This is a genomic window from Kribbella sp. NPDC051620, assembly GCF_044453825.1.
In the GTDB taxonomy this organism is placed as follows: Bacteria; Actinomycetota; Actinomycetes; order Propionibacteriales; family Kribbellaceae; genus Kribbella.
This window is the reverse complement of the sequence record NZ_JBITDB010000004.1, coordinates 566120-589082: the sequence shown is the minus strand read 5'-3', so window position 1 is coordinate 589082 and position 22963 is coordinate 566120. Positions and strand designations below refer to the sequence as shown.

Below are 22963 nucleotides of genomic sequence, written 5' to 3'. Positions count from 1 at the left end.
CAGATGCTGCCGAGTGGCGGCTAGGGGGCGTCGGCTGGGTGGGTCAGGTGGGGGTGGCGGCCGGTGTAGGGCGGGGCGAAGAAGACCAGGAGGGCTAGGTCTTCGGTGATGTCTACGAAGCGGTGGGGTTCTTCGGCGGGGATGAAGAGGACGTCGCCTGGGCCGATCAGTTCGGTTCGGGACGGGGTGACCAGGGTGGCGCGGCCGGTGGTGACGACGTAGATCTCGTCCTCGCGGTGCGGGTGCTGGTCGTCGACGCCACCGACGGGGATCGAGTATGTCCCCACCGACAACGACTTCGTTGTCAGTTGATCCACGTAGTGGCTCGGCAGCGCATGCTGGAACTCGCCCGCCCCTGAAATCTTCTGCACCGGCTGAGACTAGTGCCCCGGACGGCCATGCCCTAGGGCGCGGAGACCTTCTGTTGCGCTGGTTTTGCTTTGCGCTTCGGCCAGTCGTACGGCCACCACTGGGCGCCGCCGCGTCGCGCCCAGACGATCAGGCCGATCAGGACGGCGAGCTCGATCGCGGGGCAGACGGTGTCGCGGAGGCGGGTGCTGAACCACTCGAGCGAGTCGGACAGGAACGGCGCCACCTGGCGTGCGTTCGGGTCGCGGCCGGGGACGTATGCGATCGCGATCATGGTGGTCCGGATGACCATCCACTTGTCCACCTTCGACGCGGCCACCGCGGCCAGCGCGACCCACGCGATCACGTCGTACCAGGGCAGGGAGTACATCGCCGTGACGATCCAGGCGATCCCGTAGATGGCGGTGTAGCGGATCGCCTCCGGGGTGTGGTCGTCCGGATGCGTGCGCGGGACGAGCGACTTCGGGAAGACCTGGGAGAGCAGGATCGCCAGCACGATCAGGCCGACCCAGGCGGCGATCGCGAGCACCGTGCGGACCAGGCCGTTCGGCAGGAACAGGGTGAAGAAGCTGAGCAGCACCTTGTGCGGAGTACCGGTGGAGATGAACGAGCTGTTCGAACGGGCTTGCTGTAGCGCTTCGAGGCCGACGACGGCGTACAGGCCGGCCATCGAGATCGCGCCGCCGATGCAGAACATGATCGCCTTGCGGCGGTCCGCCCGCAGCGACCAGAGCATGGCGACGCCGACCAGGCCGATCGACAGCTTGGTGCAGCCCGCGATGCCGAGCATGATGCCGGCCAAGAGGATGTGCCGCCGGAAGAGCACCAGCGCGATCACCGCGAACATCACCGCGATCGCGTCGTTGTGCGCGCCGGCCAGCACGGTCCAGAGCAGCAGCGGGTTGCCGAGGGCGAGCATGGCGACGCGGCGCTTGGCGGGCAGGCTGGGGCCGACGAGCTTCATCAGCAGCAGGCCGGAGACGATCAGGCTGACCGCGACGGACAGCTGCAGCATCCAGACGGTGAGCTGCATCGAGTCGCCGCCGACCCAGGACGAGAACCACTGGACCCAGGTCGCGATCGGTCCGTAGACGCTCTTCGCGCCCTGCCACGGGCGCTCGGTCGCGGCGATGACCGGGTCGTAGCCGAGGCGGATGGTGTCGGCCGGTGCGGTCGTGTACGGATTGCCGCCGAGCGACATGATCCGGCCGTACGCCGCGTAGATCAGGACGTCGCCGGAAGCCATCGGAGGTACCAGCGTGACGGCGGCCGTCGTACCGATGCCTAGGGCAACCAATCGGCTGACGCGCGGGGCCCAGCCGTTCTTGATCGCCCTTGCTGCCAGGAAAACGCCGTACCCGCCGAGCAGGATCGCGACGTAGATCATCATCGTCACGAGCCAGTCGTTCGGCTTCGCGTTGAACCAGTACGACGGCAGCCAGGCGTGCCGGTTCGTCAACGTCAACACCACAACCGAAGGCCCGAGCAACCCGGCCGCAACAATCAGAACCGTCGACGCCAGATACAAACCAACCGCACGCTTGCCGTCACGGTCGGCGGTCGGAGAGGCGGCAACTACCTCCTCAGCCTTTTCAGTACTCATTTGCTGGGTCCGCGGGAGGGTATGGCGTTGCGGGCGGAGAGGGCTCGGCGGAGGTGTAGGTACTGGCGGGCTCGGTGGAGTTGGCCGTGGAGGTCTTTGCCGCTGGGGCGGTGGCGGACGTCGATGGGGATCTCGAGGATGCGGAAGCCCTTGCGGCCGAGGTCGATGCTCAGGGCTGCTTCCACGCCGAAGCCTGGGGCCAGCGGGAGGGCTGCTTCGAAGGCGACCCTGGTCAGGCAGCGCTGGCCGGACAGGGGCTGCTCAGGGGACCAGCCGGTGGCCTGCGCGATGCCGGCGCGCGCCAGGCGTACTACGAAGCCGTGGCCGCCAGGCTTGCTGCCGTCAGGGCGGAGCTGGGCCGGCAGGGTGCCGATCGTCATGTCGGCGCGGCCGGCCAGCACCGGCTCGATCAACGGCTCGGCGCCGGTCGCGGAGTCGGCCAGATCCGCGTCGAGGAACAGGAGGTGTCGTGGTTGTGGACCGTCTTGCTTTGCCACGGCGGCTGCGCCGGTTTCCATGGCGGCGGCTTTTCCGCGGTTTCGGGGGTGCCGTACGACCGTGGCGCCGGCTCGCTCAGCGGCCTCGGCGGTGCCGTCGGTGGAGCCGTCGTCGACGACCACGACCAGGTCGACGCCGGCGATCTTGCGCACCGCGTCGACGGTGGCCGCGATCCGCTCGACCTCGTCCTTGGCCGGGATCACGCACGCGACGGATCCCAGCGTGGGCTCGACGGGAGGCAGATCAGTACCGGACACAGCACCGCAGCCTAGTTGTTCCGCGGCCGATCCCCGCCCTCGTCCCCGCGCCCTGTGGATATCTCGTCCTTTCGACCGATCCCCGGCCCCCTCCTCGCCAAGTTGGAAATCCGCAGAAATTGTCGGACAATCAGACAGAATCACGACGGCATGCACGCTCAACGCGGAGCTGCCGTAGCTTGGTGGAGACGGGATCCGGACGAGAGGGCAGGCAGATGACCCAGGCGTATGGCGTCGACAGCGAGGTCGGGCCGCTGCGAACCGTGATGCTGCACCGGCCGGGCAACGAGCTCCGCCGGCTGACACCACGCAACAACGACAAGCTGCTCTTCGACGGCCTCCCCTGGGTGGGCCGCGCGCAGGACGAGCACGACGCGTTCGCGCAGGTACTCCGCGACCGCGGTGTCGAGGTGCTCTACCTCCACAAGCTGCTCGCCGAGTCGCTCAGCGACCCGACCGCCCGCACCGTGGCGGTCAGCGGTGCAACCGAGGATCTGAGACTCGGCGACACCTTGCGCAAATACCTCCAGGACAGCCTCACGGCGCTCGACCCGGAGCAGCTGGCCGAGGCGCTGATGGCCGGCGTTCGCAACGACGAAGTACGGGCTGGTGGGCTCGTCACGTCACTGCTCGCCCACGAGGACTTCCTGATCGACCCGCTGCCGAACCTGCTGTTCACCCGCGACTCGAGCGTCTGGATCCGTGACAACGTCGCCGTCACGTCGCTGGCGATGCCGGCCCGCGTGCGCGAGTCGCAGCTGACCGAGCTGATCTACACGTACCACCCACGCTTCGCCGGAGCGGAGAAGGTGTACGACCACAGCCTCGAGCACGTCGAGGGCGGTGACGTGCTCGCCCTCGGGCCCGGAGTACTGGCCGTAGGCGTCGGCGAGCGGACCACGCCGGCCGGGGTCGAGCGGCTCGCTCGGCGGGTGTTCGCGAAGGGCCTGGCGCACACCGTGCTCGCAGTACCGATCGCCCAGCAGCGAGCGACGATGCACCTCGACACCGTCTGCACGATGGTCGACGTCGACGCCGTGCTGATGTATCCGAACATGGCCGAGGAGATGCGTGCCCTCGCCGTCACCGCCGAGGGCGAGGAGCTGCACGTCGCGGAGTCCGAGCCGTTCCTGGTCGCCGCGGCCAAGGCGCTCGGCATCGACACCCTGCGCCGGATCGACACCGGCCTGGACCCGGTCACCGCCGAGCGCGAGCAATGGGACGACGGCAACAACACCCTCGCCCTGGCACCGCGCGTCTGCATCGCCTACGAGCGCACAGTCGAGACGAACCAGCGGCTGGAGGAGTCCGGCGTCGAGGTCATCCGCATCGCGGGCTCCGAGCTCGGGTCGGGTCGAGGCGGCCCCCGCTGCATGTCCTGCCCGGTACTACGGGACCCGGTGACTGTGGCCTGACACCGCCGGAACAGCTCCGGATGTGGCAGCGATGCCGCATCCGAAGAGGTACCTGACAACGCAAGTACGGGAGGCGACACGCGGAGTGAAATCGGGGGTTGTCGACAGGGCCGGTTGTGAGTACTCTTCATGCCTAGGCCCAGGCCCTGTTGCTCCCCCGTCAGCAGGACTTGGGCCGTCCACGTGAAAGGGCCCCGCACTCGATCGAGTGCGGGGCCCTTTGTTCTGTCCTAACGGATCGTCAACTGGCGGCTGGCCAGACCGGCCCGGGCGGCCCGCTCTTCGGTGCTCAGCGCGGCCTCGGTGGCGAGCGCCTTGTCGAGCGCGACGGCGAACTCGGCAGCCGGCTTCTCCAGATCGGCAGCCTCGGCGTCGGCCGGCAGCTCCCACACCGGCGCGAGTACGCCGAGCGCGCGGAACGAACCGATCAGGCGGCTTCCCTCGGTCAGCGCGGACGAGCCGGCCGCGTGCAGCCGGGCGAGCGCGTCGAGCAGCGTGTCCTCCGCGTGCGGCAGCACCCAGCGCAGGTACCGGCGGTCGCCGATCTGCGTCCAGTACGCCGCTTCGACCGATTCCAGCCGTACCGTCGGAGCAGCGGCAGCGTTGGCCCGCTCGAGCCCCGCCGCGACCTCACCGGTCGGGTCGTCGACGTTCTCGCCGACCCAGTAGTCGAAGCCCTCGTGCACCTTGACGGTGATCGGCTTGGAGGTGTCGATCAGGTCCTGCAGTCGCGGACCGTCCTTGAGCAGGTCGCCCAGCTGGATCGGGTTGCCCGGCTCGGTCGCCAGCGCAGCGGTGATCGCGTGGGCGACGTCGCGACTCGGGTCACCGGACGACGCGTGCGTCTGCAGGCCGATCCAGATCGTCTCGTCGTCGCGGACCAGCCCGGGCATCGCCATCGGCAGCAGGGTGACCAGGTTGACGGTCTTGCCCTTGTGCTCGCCGGTCAGCGTGACCTCCGCGGTACCGGCCGGGACGATCTCGCGGAAGGCGATCAGGTCGCACTCGGACGGCAGGCCCTCGAACGGGCGGACCACGAAGCTGTCGGCCGCCTGCGCCCGCTCACGGCCGTGGCACTGCTTGAACCGCTTGCCGGAGCCGCACGGGCAGGGTTCGCGCGGGCCGACGTCGACCAGGTCGGCCGGATCCAGCGTGACGGTCGTGGTGTTGTTGGCGCGGTTGCGCGACTTCTTTCCCATACCCCGCAGTCTTGCAGTACCGGGCTACCGGCCACCAACCCGCGGTCAGCGCGGTACGAGCGCGTACACGGTCCGGCGGGCGTGGGCGGTCCGGACACCCCATTCCGACGTCAGCACGTCCACGATCGCCAGGCCCCGGCCACCGACCGCGTCGGGGTGGGCGTCGGCGATCCGCCGGGGCTCGGTCTCGCCGCAGCCGTCGACGACCTCGAGGTGGATTCCGGCCTTGTCGATCCACCAGGCGGCCCGCACCTCACCACCCGGCAGCGGCGGCGCGTACCGGATCGCGTTGGAGAGCAGCTCCGAGAGGACCAGCTGCGCGTCGTCGCAAGCGTGCTCTGTCACCCGGTGCCGCTTCAGATAGCCGGCCAGACGGCGGCGGGCATCTGCTACCGCAGAGACTTCGTGCGGCAGTACGACGTCCACAACACTCACGTCGGCGGGCAAGGTCGCAGAGGACAAGCAGGGTCTCCTCAGGTCGGAACAACACTCCCACTTCTGCCCCCGATCGGGGCTCCGAAAACACCCTTGTGTATTCCGTTACACAGCGGCGCTGAAGTTCACCTGTTCCGTAGATAAACCGAGACAATTCGGACGGAATTGAACGTCCGAATAACAGCTCGCATTCGGCCCGTCACACAGAAGGACAAAGTGAGACGCACTCCACAAACGCTCCGCGACCGGGCCCGCTCGAATGAGCGCCGACCGGAGTGGTCAATCCGGTCGGTGCGCCCGGCGGAGCGGCAGGTGGAGCTTGCGGCGGGAGGGCTGGGCCGGGAGGGCCGGCGAGGTCCGCCAAGGGGTCGCCAGCGTCTGGATGGCCAGTTCCGGGCGGTCGCTGATCAGGGCGTCGACTCCGATGTCCTGGCAGTGCCGGACGTCCTGCTCGGTGTTGACGGTCCAGACGTGCACCTGGTGACCGTGCTTGTGGGCGCGATCGACGTACTCCGGGTGGGCTGTGACGATCTCCAGGCTCGGACCCGCGTACGAGACTCCGGTGGGCAAGGAGCCGTCGCGGAACCGCAGTGGGACGCGGTCCATCAGCAGTACCGTGCGCAGGCCCGGCGCCAGGACGCGCATCCGGCGTAGCGAGAGCCAGGAGAAGCTCATCACGCGTACCGGCGACTCGGTGCCGATCTTGGGATGGGCCCAGCCGAAGCGGTCGAGCATCTCGATCAGGCGGCGCTCCACCAGCCCGGCGTACCGGGTGGGGTGTTTGGTCTCGATCGCCAGCTCCACCGGCCGGCCGGCGTCTCGTACGGTCTCCAGCAGGCGCTCGAGGGTGAGCACCTTGGTGAGGTCGGGGTCGGGCAGCTCGGCCTCGTCGTCGAGCTCGGCCCAGGGGTTCTTCCACGAGCCCCAGTCGAGGCCGTCCAGCTCCTCCAGGCTCATCGTGGACAGCACTCCGCGCCCGCTGGACGTCCGGTCGATCCGCCGGTCGTGGACGCAGACCAGGTGCCCGTCCGCGGTCAGCCGGATGTCACACTCCAGCCCGTCCGCTCCGGCCTCGACGGCCCGGCGGTACGCCGCCAGCGTGTGCTCGGGACTGACTTCGCTGGCGCCGCGATGGGCCACCACGCTGGGGCGTTTCGCCATACCGACAACTCTGGCACGCCTTGTCGTGAACAACTCACGCAGGCTCGCCGACCGGTCGGAAAACGGTTACTTGCCGGATTCCGGCCCAGGCCACTCAGTGGGCACCAGGTGGTCGCCGTTGTCGGTGGCCCAGCGGGCCAGCGCCGCGAGCGGGCCGGTGGCCAGCGACAGGCCGGTAGGCGTGAGTTCGTAGGCGACGCCGCGTTGATCGGCGGGAATGGCGGTACGGACGATCAGACCGTTCTTGGTGAGCCGGGCCAGGGCCTGGCTGAGCACCTTGTCGCTGACCCCGCCGATGGCGCCGAGCAGGTCGCGGCGGCGCGTCGTACCGCGGCGGAGCGCCACCAGGACGAGCGGGTCCCAGGTATGGGCGATCAGGTCGGTCGCCTGGCGCAGGCGGCAGTCCGCCACGAAGGTCTCACAGCCGCCGTTGTCCACCTCCCGATTGTCGCAAGAAGTTCCCTACCGATCGGTCGGAGAACGGTGGCTAGCGTGAATTACAGAAAATTGGACAAGTGGAGGATTTGATCAAATGAAGATTGCCTTTCTGGGGACCGGGAACCTGGCCGTTGCACTGGGCAAGGTCTGGACGGCGGCCGGGCACGAGATCTTTGTCGCCGGCCGATCGTCGGACAATTCGGCAAAGGCCGCCGCGGCGTTCTCCGGTACCGCGGTAGAGCCGGCCGCCTTGGCCGCGGTCGCCGACGTGATCGTGGTCGCGCTGGCGTGGGAAGGGCTGCCGTCGATGCTGTCGACGGCGGGGGCGACGGAGGGCGCGTTCGCGGGGAAAACGGTGATCGATTGCACCAACGCGGTGGACTACGCGACCGGGCGGTTGAAGCCGGAGACAGGCTCGGCTGCCGAGCTGGTCGCCTCGCTCGCGCCCGGAGCGCATGTCGTGAAGGCTCTGCACCTGTTCGCCGGCACGTCATGGCCTGGGCGGACGACTGACGGTCCGGTGGTGGCTGTTTGCGGGGATGACAGTGGGGCGTTGGAGGTCGTGGGTGAGCTGGTGGAGGAGCTCGGCGGGAGAGCCGTGGTGGTGGGAGATCTGAGTGCTTCCCGGCAGCTCGAGGAGGCGGCAGGCTTCGTGATGCGGGTGGTGACCGCGGGCCACGATCCTCGGTCGGCCGTGCCCGAGGTGCGGGTGGGTGAGTCACACTGATCGGGTGACGCAGATGCGAGCAGTTGTCCTGACCGAGCCTGGACCGCCGGAGTCGTTGAAGGTCAGCAGCGTCGAGCGGCCGGAACCGCGGCAAGGATGGGTGCGGATCAAGGTCGAGGCGTTCGGGCTGAACCGGTCCGAGTACCACCTCCGGGCGGGGATGGCGACGAACGCGACGTTCCCGGTCATCCCGGGGATCGAGGCGACCGGCACGGTGGACCTGGCGCCCGGTGGCGAGTTCGCGGTCGGGCAGCAGGTGGTCGCGATGATGGGCGGGATGGGCCGCGAGTTCGACGGCGGGTACGCCGAGTACACCGTCGTACCGGCCGGCTCGGTCGTGCCGGTGACGACCGACCTCGACTGGGCGACGCTCGGCGCCCTGCCGGAGATGCTCCAGACCGCCCACGGCTCGCTGCACACCGGGCTCGGGATCCAGGCGGGACAGTCGATCCTGGTCCGCGGCGGTACGTCGTCAGTCGGCGTGGCGGCGGCCGTACTGGCCAAGGAGCAGGGTCTGACGGTCTTCTCGACGACCCGCAACCCCAAGCGCTTGGACATGTTGCGAGAGCTCGGCGTCGATCACCCCTTGGTCGACGACGGCAACATCGCGGCGCAGGTGCGCGAGATCCTTCCCGACGGCGTCAACGCGGCCCTCGAACTGGTCGGTACCAACGTCCTGCCCGACACCCTCAAGGCCACCGCCGTCCACGGCACCGTCTGCTTCACCGGCATGCTGAGCGACGCCTGGACGATCCCCGACTTCTACCCGATCGGCTACCTCCCCAACGGAGTCCGCCTGACCGCCTACAGCGGCGAGTCCAGCGACCTCCCCGCCGCCGCCCTCCAGCGCTACGTCGATCTAGTTGCCGCAGGCAAGCTCCCCATCCGGATCGACCGCGTCTTCACCCTCGACGAGATCGCCGAGGCCCACCGCATCATGGAAGCCGGCGAGGCAGTGGGCAAACTGGTGGTCAGCATCACCTGACCGAGCCGGCCGTCACAGCACTCGTTTGTGGTAGTTGGCGAGGTCGCGGATCTCCACGGTGAGCTGGATGTTCAGGTCCGCACTGGGCTTGAGGTGGTCGACCAGCAACGCGAGAACCAGCTCGCCCAGGCGGTCCTTGGTCTCCGCGTCACGCCCAGGCAGGAGCGCCACCTCGGTGTGGATCATCGCCGCGCTGGGGTCGCCGTCGGCGATGACGGTCTCCCCGGTCGTCCGGAAGCGGGTCTTGAAAGCGGGCACGGTACTGCCGATCACCTCGGCCGCCGCGGGATGCAGAGCCAGCGCAAATCCCTGCCGATCGAACGCGTCCGTCAACGACTCCGAGTACTCAACCCTGATCTGAGGCATGCCACCCATTATCCGGGCTGGGTTGCCCACCGCGTCCTGGAGGAGACGTGGTGGGCAGGCTTTCAGCTGACGGCTTTTTGGAGGGACTTGGTCCGGCCAACCGGGCGGGCGAGGCCGTAGTGGTCGCGGAGGGTCGTGCCGGTGTAGTCGGTGCGGAAGAGGTCGCGGGACTGGAGGATCGGGACTACGTGGTCGGTGAAGGCCTCCAGGCCTGAGGGCAGGACGGCTGGCATGATGTTGAAGCCGTCTGCCGCGTCGGCGTCGAACCATTCCTGGATGGCGTCGGCCACCTGTTCCGGGGTACCACTGAAGGTCCGGTGGCCTCGGCCTCCGCCCAGCCGGCCGATGAGTTGGCGGACGGTGAGTTTCTCCCGCCGGGCCAGGGTGACGATCAACGTGTAGCGGCTCTTGGCGCCTTCGATCTCGTCTTCGTCCGGCAGGTCGGCAGGGAGTTGCTGGTCGAGCGGGAGGTCCTCGGGCTTGACCCGCAACGTCTTGGCCAGTTGCTGGCGGGCGTACTCGGGCTTGATCAGGTCGTCGAGCTCGCGTTCCAGTCTGAGCGCCTCGGCTTCGGTGTCGCCGATGACGGGGACGATGCCGGGGAGGATCTTCAGGGTTGACGGGTCACGGCCGAGTGCCGCGGTACGGGCCTTGAGGTCGGTGTAGAAGGCCTGGGCGTCCTCCAGGGTCTGCTGTGCGGTGAAGACGGCCTCGGCGTAGCGGGCGGCCAGGCCCTTGCCGTCCTCGGAGGAGCCGGCCTGGACGATGAGGGGATGGCCTTGCGGGGACCGCGGCAGGTTGAGGGCGCCGTGAACCTGGAAGTGGCGGCCGACGTGTTCGATCGGCTGGACCTTGGCATTGTCACCCCAGACGCCGGATTCCTTGTCCGCCAGCGTCGCGTCGTCCTCCCACGAGTCCCAGAGCTTGTACGCGACCTCCAGGAACTCGGCCGCCCGGTCATACCGCTCCGCATGCGCGGGCTGGTCGGCCAGATTGAAGTTCTTCGCCGCGTCCGGCCCGGCCGTGGTCACCACATTCCAGCCCGCGCGCCCGCCGCTCACGTGATCGACGCTCGCGAACCGCCGCGCCAGGTTGTACGGATCGTTGTACGTCGTACTGGCCGTGGCGATCAGCCCGATCCGTGAAGTGGCCGCCGCGATCGCGGTCAACAGCACGGTCGGCTCCAATGCCCCGGCGGGCCGGCGCCCGATGTCGCCGATCAGCTGCGGCGAATCGGCGAAGAAGACCGAGTCGAACTTGCCGCGCTCCGCGATCCGGGCGAGGTTCTGGTAGTGCGCCACGTCGGTGTTGGCGACCGGGTTGCTCTCCGGCAGTCGCCACGACGCCTCGTGGTGCCCGGTGCTCATCAAGAACGCGTTCAGGTGCAGATGACGGCTCACAGCGAAACTCCCAACGCATCGAGAAGTCTGGTACGAACGGCAGCGAACCCGGGATCCGCCGGACTGCGCGGCTCGGCGAGCTCGATCGACTCCTCCGCGACGATCCGGCCCTCGTCGAGCACGATCACCCGGTCGGCGAGCACGATCGACTCGTCCACGTCGTGGGTGACGAGCAGGACGGCCGGCTGATGCGCGGCGCAGAGTTTCCTCAGCAAAACATGCATCTTCAACCGGGTCAGCGCATCGAGCGCGCCGAACGGCTCGTCGGCCAGCAGCAACGCGGGCTCGCGGACCAGCGACCGAGCCAGCGCGACTCGCTGCTGCTCACCACCGGACAGTTCGTTCGGCCATGCCTGCTCACGGCCCGCCAACCCAACCTCGGCGAGGCTTTCGCGTCCCCGCTCGTCGGCGCCGCGCAAACCCAGTACGACGTTGTCCAGGACCCGGGCCCAGGGCAACAATCGCGAGTCTTGGAAGACGACGGAGACGTTGCCAGGTACAACGAGTTCGCCGGATCCCTTGACGTCGTAGTCCAGTCCGGCCAGCGCCCGCAGCAAGGTGCTCTTGCCTGAGCCGCTCTTTCCCAGCAGGGCAACGAATTCGCCGGGTTTGATGCTCAGGTCGAGATCGTCGAGGACCGCGCGATCGTCGTACCGCCTGGTCAGTCCTCTGACCTCGACAGCGTGATCCAGCGTCAGTCCGCCAGGGTGCGTCGCCATGAGAGCGTCCTCCTTTGGACGAGTCGTACCGCGCCGTCGGAGAGCAGGCCGAGCGCGCCGTACAGGACCAGGCCGACGATGATGATGTCGGTCTGTCCGTACGTCCGGGCCAGCTCCATCATGTAGCCGATGCCGCTGGTCGAGTTGATCTGCTCGACGACCACCAGCGACAGCCAGGCGGCCGTCACGGCGAATCGCAGGCCGAGCAGGAATCCGGGCAAGGCGCCGGGCAGCACCACCCGGCGGATGAACTCCCAGCGCGACAGCCCGACCGTCTCGGCGAGTTCGACGTACCGGCTGTCGATCGTGCGCAGGCCGTTGTGGGTGTGGATGTAGATCGGCACGAAGACACCGAGCGTGATGGTGGTGATCTTCATCGACTCGCCGATGCCGAGCCAGAGGATCAGCAGCGGCAGCAGGGCGAGCGAGGGGATCGCGCGCTTGATCTGGATCGGCCCGTCGAGGATCGCCTCACCCAGCCGACTCAGACCCGAGAGCAACGCCAGGACCGTACCGAGCAGCACACCGATGCCGAGGCCGGCGAAGGCTCGCTGCGCCGACGTCCACAGGTTCGACTGGAGCCGGCCGTCCGCAATCAGGTCGCCGGTCGTGGTGACCACGGTCCATGGCGCCGACAGCACGCGCGGATCGAGCAAGCCGGTCGCGGATCCGATCGACCAGATCACCAGTAAGAGGATCGGGCCGAGCGCGGCGCCGAACTTGAGCTGTTTGCCAGGCCCCAGACGTCGCCTACGACGTAGCGGCTGGGCCACCGCCGGTCGCTCGGACGACGTCCGGATGCCGGGAATCGCCAGTTGCGTCATTTGGCCGCCGCCTTGATCGCGTCGGAGGCCACGGTCTGGAAGCGCAGGTCGTACAGATCCTTGGCCTGGATCACCGGCTTGCCGGTCTCCTTGGCGAGCAGTTCGATGGTCTCCTGGTGGCGCTTGATCGCGTCGCTCCAGTCACCGCTGATGTCGGGGTGCCCGGCGTTGTCGACCAGCCACTGGCCATCCGCCTCGGTGAGTCCCTGGTCCTTCACGTAGTACCCCTCGATCCACTCCTTGGGGTGCTTGTCGATCCAGTCCTGAGCTACTCCCCACGCGGCGACGTAGGCCCTGATCGCGGCCGCCTTGCCGGCGTCCTCGAGCGACTCGGTCGGCCCGTAGAGGTGACCGGCGTCGTCGCGCAGGCCGTGCTGGATCGTGGTCGCCCCGTCTTTGCCGTACTTCGTCAGGTACCGCTTGATCGAGACGCCGCCGATCGGCGCGACATCGACCTGCTTGGCGGCGAGCGCGTTCGGGTAGATGTCCCCGGTGCTCGGCAACTCGACGAGCTTGACGTCCTCCTTGGTCAGCCCGGCCTTCTTCAGCACCTTGAGCACGAGCGCGCCCTGCGCCTGGCCGGGGCTGTACGCGATCTTCTTGCCGCGCAGATCGGCCAGCGTCTTCACCTGTACGCCGGGAGCCACGCCGAGCTGGTAGATCGGGTGATTGATCGGGTCCAGCCGGAACTTGGAGGCGACGATCTTGACGTGCAGCCCGGTCCAGGTGGCGTGGATCGACGGGATCTCCGCGACCGAGCCGAGGTCCAGCGCATGCGCGCGGAACGCCTCCGTGGTCTGTGGACCACCGCTGAGGTTGGCGAACGTGACGTACTTCGAGACCTTGTCGAGCTGACCCGACAGCTTGAACGCCACCTGAGTGGCCGGATCGCCGACGACGATCTTGACGCCGTCCGGTACTTCGGTGGGCAGCGGGGCGTCGAGCGCGAGCTTCGCGCCGGTACCGCCGGCCTGGGCGTCGCCGCCGCAGCCGGAGAGCATAGTGACGGCGGCCAGCGCCGCGGCGGCCAGGACAGCAAGGGATTTCTTAGGCATGAGCTTCATCCAGACAGGGGTTCAGGAGGGCCGGTCGGTGGTCGCGTAGCGGCCGTCGTGGTACAGCAACGGCTCGTGTTCGCGGCGTTCGGCGTGGGTGGCGAGCCGGGCCACGACGATGTGGTGATCGGCGACTGCGAAGCGGTGTTCGACGAGAGCGCGCAGGTAGCTTGGGGCCTCGTCCAGGACGGGTTCCCCGGTACGGAGCCGGGACCAGCGGGTCGGTTCGGCAAACCGGTCGACGCCGCTGGTGGCGAACCGGCCGGCGATCTCGTGCTGGCCGGCGTCGAGGAAGTTGATCACCAGGCTGTCGGCCCGGTGGACGGTCGGCCAGCTGGACGCGGTGGTGGCGATCGAGAACGACACCAGCGGCGGCAGCAGGCTGACCGAGACGAGCGAGGTCGCGGTGAAGCCGACCGGGCCGTTGCCCGCGTCGGCGGTGATCACCACCACGCCGGCCGCGTGCCGGCGGAACACCGAGCGGAAGATGTCGGCGTCGACCGTGCGCTCCACGTCTTCTGGGTCTGGAACGACGGTGAGGCCGGGGCGGCTGGGCAGGGCAGGGTGGATCGCATGGACGGACATGTCTCTCCCTCGGGACGGGGCAGGGACGACCGGCAGCGGACAGGCAGGAGCAACCGCAACCGGGCGGATGGAGGTACAGCTGACTCTCAGGCCAGAACTCGTCTACGCCGCCGACAGGACAGGCGGTGGAACGGTGTGACTATCGACAGGTCGCGCTGGCTGTGCGCATCATGTCGATGGCACGGCGCCGGGTGAGCAGACAACTTGTCATGTCAGTGAGCTTCTCATCAAAGTGCACTGGAAAACTAGACAATCTCGTCATTCGATACGACTGTCCACCGGACGCCCCTCACACCTTCGTGGGTGTATGCGTTCTACTGACGTGATGCTTTTACTGCCGCCCTTCCAGGCGCTCGTCGACGAGCACTGGCGCGACGTCGCCAGGCTCGCCCGGGCGCTGGCCGGGCCGGTTGACGGCGACGACGTGGCCCAGCGCGCCTGGGAGAAGGCCTTCGCCGCCTACCCGAACCTCACCTCGGCACAGAACCTGCGCGGCTGGCTGCTCACCATCACCGCCCGCTGCGCGACCGACGTGCACCGGGCCCGCAAACCGCAAACACCCCTCGACGACGCGCCACCGATCGCCGTCGACGGCCCGGAGGCCGCCGACTTCCCCGATCCGGAGCTCTGGCAGGCCGTGAAGGACCTGCCCGAACGCCAGCGCGTCGCCGTCACGCTCAAGTACGTCGGCGACCTGGACCACCATGGCGTGGCCGCCGCTCTGGACACCACGCCCGCCGCATCCCGCCGACTCGTCAGCGATGCGCTCGCGACCTTGCGCACCAAACTCGGAGTGGATCATGACTGACCTCACAGCGCCTGATATCGAGGCCCGGCTCAGCCGCCTCACCCCCGCAGGCGCCCGCCCGCCGGTCCTGCCGACCGCCGACGTCTCCTACACCCTGCACGACACCCCCATCGGCACCCTGCTGCTCGCGGTCGCGGGTGACCGGGTGGTGGCCAGCTCCTTCGGCGACGAGGAGACGCTGACCGAGCGGCTGGCCCGGGCGATCTCCCCGCGGGTACTGCGCCAGCCCGGCCCGCTGGACGAGGTACGGCGGCAATTGGACGAATACCTGACCGGTCAACGAAAGGCATTTGATTTAAATGTTGATTTGACTCTGGCCACGCCATTTCAGCGGCTCGTGCTGGCTGATCTTCCCGACCACACCCGCTACGGCAAGACGACGACGTACGGGCAGGTCGCCGGCGAGATCGACCGGCCGAAGGCGGCCCGGGCGGTCGGTACGGCGCTCGGCGCAAATCCCTTGTGCGTGGTGATTCCCTGCCATCGGGTGATCGGCGCGAGCGGCGCGCTCACCGGATACGCCGGCGGGCTGGACGCGAAGCGGTTCCTGCTGAATCTCGAATCGAAAAGTTAACTTTTCCGGCGGTCGTTCGTTTTCTTTATACTCGGGTGGAAGGCAGCAGGTCCCCAATGTGGAGTGGGGACCTGCTGTTTTTTCTATTCGTTGCCCGGTTGATGGATTTCGAGGATGAGGCGGCGGCGGCCGCCCCATTCGCGTTTGTAGACCTTGTAGTCCTTGATGCCGGCCGCCGAGCAGAGGCGGCCGTAGCTGGCCTCGTCGTGGATGTAGTGGACGCTGCTGGTGCCGAAGTGCTCGGTGGTGACGATCCGGTGCTCCGGGCCCTGGCGTAGTCCGTTGGCGATCTCCGACGCGGTCGCCGGGCCCCAGACCGGCCCCTCGATCACGGCGAGCCCACCGGGTCGTAGTACCCGGGAGATCTCCCAGATGGTCGACATCTGCTCGTCCTCGGCAAACAGCTCGTGGAACGCCGTCCACAGGCAGAGCACCGCGTCGAAGGAGTCCGACTTGTACGGCAGGTCCGTCATCGAGCCGATCGCCCAGTCGATCGACAGCTCTTCTTCGCGCGCCTTGGCCTGGCCGGCCTCGACCAGGTTCGGAGAGATGTCCAGGGCTCGCACGGTCTTGCCCGCCCGCCGCAACGGCAGGCTGATCCGGCCGTAGCCGCAGCACAGGTCCAGTACGGACTCCCGGCCTTCCAGGAGCTCTTCGACGGCCTGGACGATGGCGGCGTCACTTTCCGGCGTGGTGCGACTGGCCAGCCCCTCGACCCCGAGTTCTTCGTACTCGGCCCGGCTGCGCAGTGCAGAGTTCAGCATTGCGCCAGTATCCCGGCCACGCTGGGTCACTGTCAGTATCGGGAACCGGATCGAGACCTTCCGAAGTCGGCGAACGGTAATCGCACGGCTCTCGTGCGACGCCGGCCGGTGCCGTGACACTGAGCCAACGACTTCCTCGAAGGAGAACCATGCCCACCACCCGGTACGACGATCTGCGTGCGCTCTTCATCAACTGCACGCTGAAACGGTCGCCCGAGCGCAGCAACACCGAAGGGCTCATCGACGTGAGCAAGCACATCCTGGACAAGCAGGGTGTGGCGGTCGAGGTGATCCGGGCGATCGACCACGACATCGCCACCGGTGTCTGGCCGGACATGACCGAGCACGGCTGGGCGACCGACGAATGGCCCGCCCTGCAGGAGAAGGTGATGGCGGCCGACATCCTGGTGATCGCCGGACCGATCTGGCTCGGCGACAACAGTTCGGTGACCAAGAAGGTGATCGAGCGGCTGTACGCGAACTCCTCGATCCTCAACCCCGCTGGGCAGTACGCGTACTACGGCCGGGTCGGCGGCTGCGTCATCACCGGCAACGAGGACGGCGTCAAGCACTGCGCGATGAACGTGCTCTACAGCCTGCAGCACCTGGGCTACACGGTTCCACCCCAGGCCGACGCCGGCTGGATCGGCGAGGCCGGCCCGGGCCCGTCGTACCTGGACGAGGGATCGGGCGGCCCGGACAACGACTTCACCAACCGGAACACGACCTTCATGACCTGGAACCTGTTGCACCTGGCAAGGATGCTGAAGGACGCCGGCGGCATCCCTGCCTACGGCAACCAACGCTCCGAATGGGACGCCGGCTCCCGCTTCGACTTCGAAAACCCCGAGTACCGCTAGGCGTTCTGCCGGGTGCGGCCCAGGCGGCCGAAGAGGATCGCCGCCACCATGGACACGACGATCGACGTGTACGTCGCGCCGAGCCAGGCTGGTACTGGGTGGTTGTTGAAGAGGGACTGTTGGAGGTCCAGCCAGAAGGGGGACCAGCCGTCGACTGTGCCGGGGTTGACGAGTTGGTAGGCGACGAAGCCGAAGACCCAGGCCAGGGTGGGCTGCCAGCGGAACCTCGCGGTGTCGGAGACGTCCCAGTTCATCTTGCTCACCACGAAGAAGTCGGCGATCGCGACCGCGAACAGCGGGATGAAGACCGAGCCGATCAGGTAGAGGAACTGGGTGTAGTTGCCCAGGTCAACGAAGAGCGCGAGGACGGTGGCGAGGATGCCGATGGCGACGGAGATCCAGCGCCGGTCGATGTGCCCGATCAGGTTGTGCGCGGCCATCGTGGTCGAGTAGACGTTCGCGTACGCCTCGTCCACCTCGTCCACGAGCAGTACGAACAACGCGATCGCGCCGGCCGGGAGGGTGACCAGGGCGGTGATGACGTCGGTGCTGTTGGTCTGCAGGGTGGCGACCGCGATAACGCCGAGTGCGTAGTACAGGATCGCGGCCAGGCCGTAGCCGAGGGCGGAACCGGCGAAGGCAGCCTTGTTGGTGCGCGAGTGCCGGGTGTAGTCGGCGGCGAGTGGCGCGAACGACACCACACCGGCCGCGGCGAGGTCGACGCCCGGCCAGAAGCCGAAGACGCCGTCCTGCGGGAGATCGTGGACCGGCTTGCTGAGCACCTGGATGAACAGGTAGACCGAGGCCAGCAGGACCAGCCAGACCATGAACTTGCGCAGCAGCTTCACGCTGCCGAGCGGCCGGACCGCCATCGCTGTCGCGATGAAGCCGGCGATCAGGACGAACAGCCAGCGCCAGCGCTCACTCGTCACGGCGACGGCCGCCTGGGAGATCACGATGATCTCCATCGTCGCCCAGCCGATGTTCTGCGCGATGTTGAGCACGGTCGGCGCCATCGAGCCGCGGCGGCCGAACAGCCCGCGCAGGCTGGTCATCGCGGGCGCGCCGGTGTGCGAGCCGAAGACGGCGGCGCCGCCGAGGACCAGAGCGCCGATCCCGCAGCCGACGACGACGGCGATCAGGCCCTTCACCAGCGATCCGGTGTACGCCGCGACGAGCGCGCCGGTGACCGGGCCGAACAGCGAGATGCCGAAGTTGCCCCAGAGGGTGAACTGGTCGAGGAACCCCAAGGTCCGCGGCGCGTCCGTGGTCAGGACCAGCGGCGCCTCGGTGGCGGTGGACGTGCGTGCAGCGGTAGTGGTCATGGCTGACCTGCTCCCTACGCCGGCATTACCCGGTCAGGTTCAGGCGGTCGGCGACCCGGCTGCTTCCAGCTCGTCGCCCTCTCAGCCCGCTGATCGGCGCGAGCTCCCGCGGAGGTTTGTTACTGCGTCAACGATAACGCGTCATTGACCGTTGTATACACCGGCTGCCCGCTTGATGAACGTCACAACCTCTTCACCGTGCGTCAGTACCGGCATGTGGGCGCCGGAAGGCACCGTCCAGACGTCGGCATGGGTCTCTCCTGCTGCGTCCGCGCCCGCCAAGTCGGCGAGTCGCTGCGCCCAGCCAGCTGGACAGAGGTTGTCGTGTTCGCAGCGGACGATCACGGCCGGCCGCTCGAGCCGGCGGATGGCTGCGGCGAGGTCGTACCGCCTGGCGACCTCCATCGCCTGTGCCATCGACACCAGGCCGGTACGCGCGTACTGCGGGGCCAGGACCGGTACTAGCCGCGGTGACTCCCACACAGCGGAGCGCACCCACCGCTCGGCGAGCGTGACCCAGTCGGAGGCGCCGACGTCCCCTGTTGGACCGAGCAGCACCAGGCCCTTCACCAGCTGGGGCTGGGCGAGGGCAGCGGCCACCACTATCTGGCAGCTGGCCGAGTGGCCGACCAGTACCGATGGCTCCGTGACGTGAGTGAGCACGCGTTGAGCTAGCGCCTCGGTATGGAGGTCATCGCCGGCTTGCACGCGTTCGCCGTACCCGGGGAGGGTGATGATCTCGTACGGCATGGTGAGGTGCTGGATGGTCGGGGCATACGACTCCGGCCCGAGGCCTAGCCCGGGGACCAGTACGACCTGGGTCACTCCCACGGTGGGCGGTCGGGGGCTTGCTGGACCACGGGGTTGCGTACTTCCGGCTTGAGCTCGCGGTAGCCGAGGGCTAGGCCGACAGCGAGGATGAGGAGGCCGGTACCACCCCAGGCGTACGCGGTGGGGAGGCGGTGGAGGGAGTCGTCGATGGCGCCCATGCCGGTGGTCAGCACCATCACGAACCAGATCAGGATCGGGATGAGGGACAGGGCGACCAGGCCTAGGCCGGTCAGCTCTATCGGGTCTGGCTGGCGGTCGGCCTTGCGGCGGTTGAGGACGTCGCGCAGCCACATGCCCAGGGCGGCCAGGCCGACTATCAGAGTCAGGAGCTGGCCGATGGTGTCGATGACGTCCGTGCGGAGCGGGTGGTTCAGCGGGGAGCCGGGGAGCTGGGAGATCTCCCGGAGCGAGATGCGCTGGACGGAGACGACCAGCAGTCCGTAGATGCCGGCGATGACCGCGGCCAGGAGGACTACCCGGGCTGCGCGGGGGTCGCGGGGGGCTGGGCGGCCGTAGGTGGGTAGCTGGTGCGGCTGCGGGTTGGCGGGTGGGCCGTACGGGTTGCCGGGACGGTAGGCCGGTGGCTGGTTGTAGGCAGTCGGCGGTGGCTGGTTGTAGGCAGCTGGCGGCGGCTGTTCGGCGTACTGGTTCGGTGGGCCGTACTGCGGCTGGCCGTAGGGCACAGGCTTGGCGTAGTGCTCGTCCTTGCGGGACTCGTCGGGGTTCTCGCCCCGGCCATAGGTGGGGAAGTCCTGAGACGACATTCGCTACACCCTCCCGCTCACTCGAACCGTCTTCGGACAGGTTCTCACGGGCGGGGTCGTTCTAGGTTGCTTTGATGGTCGGCCAAGCGTTGGGGAGGCAGCCGGCCAGGCCCTTGGTCTGCTGCATCATCACCGGCGCGGGGGTGTTGGGCTTGGCGCAGGTCGAGTGGCCGTGGCCGAGGGCGTGGCCCACCTCGTGGTTGACCAGGTAGCTGCGGTAGAGGTCGACCTTGCCGGCGTACGCGGGTACGGCGTACATCCAGCGCTTGGCGTTGAGCACCACCCGGTTCTCGACCCGGCAGGACACCTCGCCGCCGGTGTCGAGCGGCAGGCACAGCTTGTCGGTCAGCGTCGGCGTCGCGACGATCACGCGCAGGTCGGCGTCGACCTTGTCGGTCCGCTCGAACCGCACCGGCCCGAGCGCCTGCCAGCCGCGCGGATCGGTGAGCGTCCTGTGGATCTCGGCCGCGACCTTCTCCCCGTTGAGGGACAGCCCGTCCTCGATCTCGACCCGGTACGTCAGCTTGTCGTGATTCTCGGTCGCCTTGGAGAACCCAGCCACCACCAGCAACCGCCCGGTCGACACAGTGACATTCGGCTTGGATCCCTTGGGCCGCCGGGTCAAGGTCGGTGCCGGCCGCAACGGTGTCGTGAACGTCGCGGTCGGCGTCGGTACATGCGTCGGCTTCACCACCGGCACCTGTGTCGGCTCGCTCTTCGCGACGACACTGCCACTGAACTGCGCGGCCAGATTGCGCTCCTGGGTGGCATCGGGATGAACCACCATCACCACGCCGAGCACCGCCAGCGCCGTCACCGAGAACCACTGCGCCTTGTACGACTTCCGCCGACTGTGCCGCCCTGATTTCCCTCGGCGCGCACCACTCCCCGAACGCCGCCCACTCCGCCCGGTAGTCATCTCGCCTTACCCTATCGACTCCCAGTTAGATCACGAAAGGGCAACTTCCGCGACAACGACGTACAACGTCACCGTCGCCAGAAACGGACCACTCGCAAGCCCGTCGAGCCACTGCCGTCCAGCACTCGCGGACAGGTATCCCGCCTCGATTGCACGCTCGGTGTTCCGCTCGAATCCGAAAATCTGATCCGCCTCCCGCAACTCCCGGAACACCGAAGTCACCGGCAGCACCGTCGGTACGCCGAACCCCGCCGCCACCGCCAGCCGCGCCAACTGCCGCCCGATCACCCCGTTGCGAACAACCTTCTCCGCAACGTGCCGCGTATACGCCCGCGACACCTCGGCATCCACGGAGTCGATGGCCAGCGAATCCCAATCGGGTTCCCCCATCACCAACCGCCCACCCGGCCGCAACACCCGCCGAGCCTCTTCGAGCGCCCGCACCGGATCCGCCACATGCTGAAGCACCCGATCAGTCCGAGCCCGATCCACACTCCCGTCCTCGAACTCCAGCTCCTGCAAGTCCCCCAACCGCACCTCGACCTGCCCCACCTCAGCAGTCCGCTCCCGGGCCCGCCCCACCATCTCCTCATCGAGGTCGACACCGACCACCGTCCCGGTCGGGCCTACAGCCTGAGCCAGCGCACCGAGATCCGTCCCTGGCCCACATCCGAGATCGACCACGGTGTGACCCGGTTGGAGATCGAGCGCCGCCAGCATCGTGTCCTTGTACGCGCGGCCCGAAGCGCTCGCCGCCACCCGGTCGAGGTAGGCGATGTGGGTCGGGGCCTCGTTCTCGAACACCTGGTTCGTCATGCCCAGGGATCGTACTGGCGGGTCAGGCCGTGCGGGTGCGGAGGAATTTGCCGAAGTGGGGGACTGTGAAGGCGACCGTGCCTCGTTCGGCGGAGAAGACCAGGCCTTTTTTGATCAGGCCGTCTCGGGCTGGGGAGAGGGACTGGGGTTTGCGGTTGAGGGTGGTGGCGACCTCGGCGGTGGGGACCGGGCCGTCGTCGGCGTTGATGCCGAGTTCGGCCATGGCTCGCATGTATTCGCGTTCGGCGGGGGTGGCTCGTTCGTAGCGGGAGCCGAAGAAGCCGACGGTCAGTTCGGCGGAGGCTTCGGGGCCGGCTACCGCCACGTCCTTGATGGTGATGGGGCTGGTGGGAGCGTGGTCCCAGGTGGCGTGGGCGAAGGCCTGGACGAAGTACGGGTAGCCGTCGGTCTGGGCGTAGAGCTCGTCGAGGGCTTCCTCTTCGAAGACGACGCCTTCGGTCTCGGCGGGGATCATCAGCGCCCGGTCGCACGCCTCGCGGGAGAGGCGGTCGACGCGGACGTAGCGGAAGAGGCGTTCGGAGTACGACTTGCTGGCGGACAGTACGGCCGGCAGATGCGGGAGGCCTGCTCCTACGACGACCAGGGCGGCGCTCTGCTGGCTGATCTCGTGGCAGGCGGCGCACAGCGCGGACAGGTCGTCGGCGCTGATGTCCTGCATCTCGTCGATGAACAGGCCGACCCCTACCGACAGGTCGCCGGCCAGGTCGGCCGCGTCGGCGAACAGCTCGATCAGGTCCATCTCGAGGTCGCCTGAGTCGGCCCGGCCCTTCGCGGCGACCACGTCGACCGGTGGCTGCCAGCGGATGCCCTTGCGGTCGTTCAGCCCGGTACGCAGCGCAAAGGCCTTCAGTACCGCGCTGAACTCGTCGACCCGATCCGAGTCGCGGTGCCGGTGCCCGAGCTCGCGCATCGCGGTGTGCAGCGCCTGGGCGATCGGCAGCCGGATGCTCTGGTCGGGCCGGGCCTCGATCTTGCCCGTACCCCAGGCGCGCTTGATCGCCTGGCTCCGCAGCGTGTTGAGTAGGACCGTCTTGCCGACCCCGCGCAGCCCCGACAGCACCAGGCTGCGCTCCGGCCGTCCCGCCGCGACGCGTTCGAGCACCACCTCGAACTGCCGCACCTCGGTGTCGCGTCCGGCCAGCTCGGGCGGGCGCTGGCCGGCGCCGGGCGCATAGGGATTCCGGATCGGATCCATGCATTTCACTCTATGAGGCTGTCTAGCGTTTTCCTTAGATTTCGCTAGTC

At 68.1% G+C, this 22963-nt stretch carries 26 protein-coding genes and 1 riboswitch; of the genes, 6 read left to right on the top strand and 20 right to left on the bottom strand.

Features of this window, described 5'->3' with window-relative positions; translation table 11 throughout:
- Positions 1-20 precede the first annotated feature (20 nt).
- The 3 genes from ACIA12_RS21865 to ACIA12_RS21855 are packed head-to-tail and all read right to left on the bottom strand — an operon-like array spanning position 21 to position 2727.
- Positions 21-371 (bottom strand): cupin domain-containing protein, encoded by a 351-nt coding sequence (locus ACIA12_RS21865; protein ID WP_396368868.1) that lies wholly within the window; start codon positions 369-371, stop codon positions 21-23.
- Positions 372-403: 32 nt separating this feature from the next.
- Complete coding sequence (locus ACIA12_RS21860; RefSeq protein ID WP_396368867.1) at positions 404-1972, bottom strand: DUF2029 domain-containing protein; 1569 nt, start codon at positions 1970-1972, stop codon at positions 404-406.
- Positions 1969-2727 carry a glycosyltransferase family 2 protein gene (locus tag ACIA12_RS21855; protein ID WP_396368866.1) on the bottom strand — a complete coding sequence of 253 codons (759 nt, stop codon included), beginning with the start codon at positions 2725-2727 and terminating at the stop codon, positions 1969-1971. The genes ACIA12_RS21860 and ACIA12_RS21855 overlap by 4 nt, the downstream gene beginning before the upstream one ends.
- A 215-nt stretch (positions 2728-2942) precedes the next feature.
- On the opposite strand from ACIA12_RS21855, the gene ACIA12_RS21850 reads away from it, so the two are divergent.
- Positions 2943-4142, top strand: a complete 1200-nt coding sequence (locus tag ACIA12_RS21850; RefSeq protein WP_396368865.1) for an arginine deiminase — start codon at positions 2943-2945, stop codon at positions 4140-4142.
- A gap of 230 nt (positions 4143-4372) precedes the next feature.
- Here the strand turns inward: ACIA12_RS21850 and ACIA12_RS21845 are convergent, their stop codons facing one another.
- From ACIA12_RS21845 to ACIA12_RS21830, 4 genes are all read right to left on the bottom strand, one after another.
- Positions 4373-5341 (bottom strand): DUF5926 family protein, encoded by a 969-nt coding sequence (locus ACIA12_RS21845; protein WP_396368864.1) that lies wholly within the window; start codon positions 5339-5341, stop codon positions 4373-4375.
- Between the two features lie 45 nt (positions 5342-5386).
- Entirely contained in the window at positions 5387-5803 is a 417-nt protein-coding gene (locus tag ACIA12_RS21840) for an ATP-binding protein (RefSeq protein WP_396368863.1), read from the bottom strand.
- Positions 5804-6055: 252 nt separating this feature from the next.
- A complete protein-coding gene (locus tag ACIA12_RS21835) occupies positions 6056-6937 on the bottom strand; it encodes a glycerophosphodiester phosphodiesterase (protein WP_396368862.1) in 882 nt (293 codons plus the stop codon).
- Between the two features lie 66 nt (positions 6938-7003).
- Positions 7004-7375 (bottom strand): winged helix-turn-helix transcriptional regulator, encoded by a 372-nt coding sequence (locus tag ACIA12_RS21830; protein WP_396368861.1) that lies wholly within the window; start codon positions 7373-7375, stop codon positions 7004-7006.
- A 94-nt stretch (positions 7376-7469) separates the two neighbouring features.
- Between ACIA12_RS21830 and ACIA12_RS21825 the strand changes: the two genes are divergently transcribed.
- Both ACIA12_RS21825 and ACIA12_RS21820 read left to right on the top strand, forming a co-directional pair.
- Complete coding sequence (locus ACIA12_RS21825; RefSeq protein WP_396368860.1) at positions 7470-8102, top strand: NADPH-dependent F420 reductase; 633 nt, start codon at positions 7470-7472, stop codon at positions 8100-8102.
- Positions 8089-9087 (top strand): zinc-binding alcohol dehydrogenase family protein, encoded by a 999-nt coding sequence (locus tag ACIA12_RS21820; protein ID WP_396368859.1) that lies wholly within the window; start codon positions 8089-8091, stop codon positions 9085-9087. Before ACIA12_RS21825 ends, ACIA12_RS21820 begins: the two co-directional genes overlap by 14 nt.
- Before the next feature lie 12 nt (positions 9088-9099).
- Here ACIA12_RS21820 and ACIA12_RS21815 read toward each other — a convergent pair whose 3' ends face one another.
- The 6 genes from ACIA12_RS21815 to ACIA12_RS21790 all read right to left on the bottom strand — a co-directional run bounded on the left by ACIA12_RS21815 (position 9100) and on the right by ACIA12_RS21790 (position 14036).
- Positions 9100-9453, bottom strand: coding sequence for a 5-carboxymethyl-2-hydroxymuconate Delta-isomerase (locus ACIA12_RS21815; protein ID WP_396368858.1), 354 nt, complete (start codon positions 9451-9453; stop codon positions 9100-9102).
- A gap of 62 nt (positions 9454-9515) precedes the next feature.
- Entirely contained in the window at positions 9516-10853 is a 1338-nt protein-coding gene (locus ACIA12_RS21810) for an LLM class flavin-dependent oxidoreductase (protein WP_396368857.1), read from the bottom strand.
- Complete coding sequence (locus ACIA12_RS21805) at positions 10850-11572, bottom strand: ABC transporter ATP-binding protein (RefSeq protein WP_396368856.1); 723 nt, start codon at positions 11570-11572, stop codon at positions 10850-10852. Before ACIA12_RS21805 ends, ACIA12_RS21810 begins: the two co-directional genes overlap by 4 nt.
- Entirely contained in the window at positions 11548-12396 is an 849-nt protein-coding gene (locus ACIA12_RS21800) for an ABC transporter permease (protein ID WP_396368855.1), read from the bottom strand. The genes ACIA12_RS21805 and ACIA12_RS21800 overlap by 25 nt, the downstream gene beginning before the upstream one ends.
- Positions 12393-13451, bottom strand: a complete 1059-nt coding sequence (locus ACIA12_RS21795) for an ABC transporter substrate-binding protein (protein ID WP_396368854.1) — start codon at positions 13449-13451, stop codon at positions 12393-12395. The genes ACIA12_RS21800 and ACIA12_RS21795 overlap by 4 nt, the downstream gene beginning before the upstream one ends.
- Before the next feature lie 21 nt (positions 13452-13472).
- Positions 13473-14036: a flavin reductase family protein gene (locus ACIA12_RS21790; protein ID WP_396368853.1), complete on the bottom strand. Its 564-nt coding sequence runs from the start codon at positions 14034-14036 to the stop codon at positions 13473-13475.
- Between the two features lie 307 nt (positions 14037-14343).
- Between ACIA12_RS21790 and ACIA12_RS21785 the strand changes: the two genes are divergently transcribed.
- Complete coding sequence (locus ACIA12_RS21785; RefSeq protein ID WP_396368852.1) at positions 14344-14844, top strand: RNA polymerase sigma factor; 501 nt, start codon at positions 14344-14346, stop codon at positions 14842-14844.
- Positions 14837-15418, top strand: coding sequence for a methylated-DNA--[protein]-cysteine S-methyltransferase (locus ACIA12_RS21780; protein ID WP_396368850.1), 582 nt, complete (start codon positions 14837-14839; stop codon positions 15416-15418). The genes ACIA12_RS21785 and ACIA12_RS21780 overlap by 8 nt, the downstream gene beginning before the upstream one ends.
- Positions 15419-15501: 83 nt before the next feature.
- Here the strand turns inward: ACIA12_RS21780 and ACIA12_RS21775 are convergent, their stop codons facing one another.
- Positions 15502-16182: a class I SAM-dependent methyltransferase gene (locus ACIA12_RS21775; RefSeq protein WP_396368848.1), complete on the bottom strand. Its 681-nt coding sequence runs from the start codon at positions 16180-16182 to the stop codon at positions 15502-15504.
- A 149-nt stretch (positions 16183-16331) separates the two neighbouring features.
- On the opposite strand from ACIA12_RS21775, the gene ACIA12_RS21770 reads away from it, so the two are divergent.
- The gene (locus tag ACIA12_RS21770) at positions 16332-17042 is read left to right on the top strand and encodes a flavodoxin family protein (protein WP_396368847.1); all 711 of its coding nucleotides are present in this window, start codon (positions 16332-16334) and stop codon (positions 17040-17042) included.
- Here ACIA12_RS21770 and ACIA12_RS21765 read toward each other — a convergent pair.
- The 6 genes from ACIA12_RS21765 to ACIA12_RS21740 form a co-directional block, all read right to left on the bottom strand.
- Positions 17039-18367, bottom strand: a complete 1329-nt coding sequence (locus ACIA12_RS21765) for a purine-cytosine permease family protein (protein ID WP_396368845.1) — start codon at positions 18365-18367, stop codon at positions 17039-17041. The genes ACIA12_RS21770 and ACIA12_RS21765 overlap by 4 nt on opposite strands.
- Positions 18362-18487, bottom strand: a riboswitch (TPP riboswitch). Its footprint overlaps the gene before it by 6 nt.
- A 21-nt stretch (positions 18488-18508) precedes the next feature.
- Positions 18509-19198 carry an alpha/beta fold hydrolase gene (locus ACIA12_RS21760; RefSeq protein ID WP_396368844.1) on the bottom strand — a complete coding sequence of 230 codons (690 nt, stop codon included), beginning with the start codon at positions 19196-19198 and terminating at the stop codon, positions 18509-18511.
- The gene (locus ACIA12_RS21755; RefSeq protein WP_396368842.1) at positions 19189-19962 is read right to left on the bottom strand and encodes a hypothetical protein; all 774 of its coding nucleotides are present in this window, start codon (positions 19960-19962) and stop codon (positions 19189-19191) included. The genes ACIA12_RS21760 and ACIA12_RS21755 overlap by 10 nt, the downstream gene beginning before the upstream one ends.
- A gap of 61 nt (positions 19963-20023) precedes the next feature.
- Positions 20024-20881: a DUF3152 domain-containing protein gene (locus tag ACIA12_RS21750; RefSeq protein ID WP_396368841.1), complete on the bottom strand. Its 858-nt coding sequence runs from the start codon at positions 20879-20881 to the stop codon at positions 20024-20026.
- Positions 20882-20911: 30 nt separating this feature from the next.
- Positions 20912-21697 (bottom strand): methyltransferase domain-containing protein, encoded by a 786-nt coding sequence (locus tag ACIA12_RS21745; protein ID WP_396368840.1) that lies wholly within the window; start codon positions 21695-21697, stop codon positions 20912-20914.
- Positions 21698-21719: 22 nt separating this feature from the next.
- Positions 21720-22913 carry an ATP-binding protein gene (locus ACIA12_RS21740; protein ID WP_396368839.1) on the bottom strand — a complete coding sequence of 398 codons (1194 nt, stop codon included), beginning with the start codon at positions 22911-22913 and terminating at the stop codon, positions 21720-21722.
- Between the last annotated feature and the right edge of the window lie 50 nt (positions 22914-22963).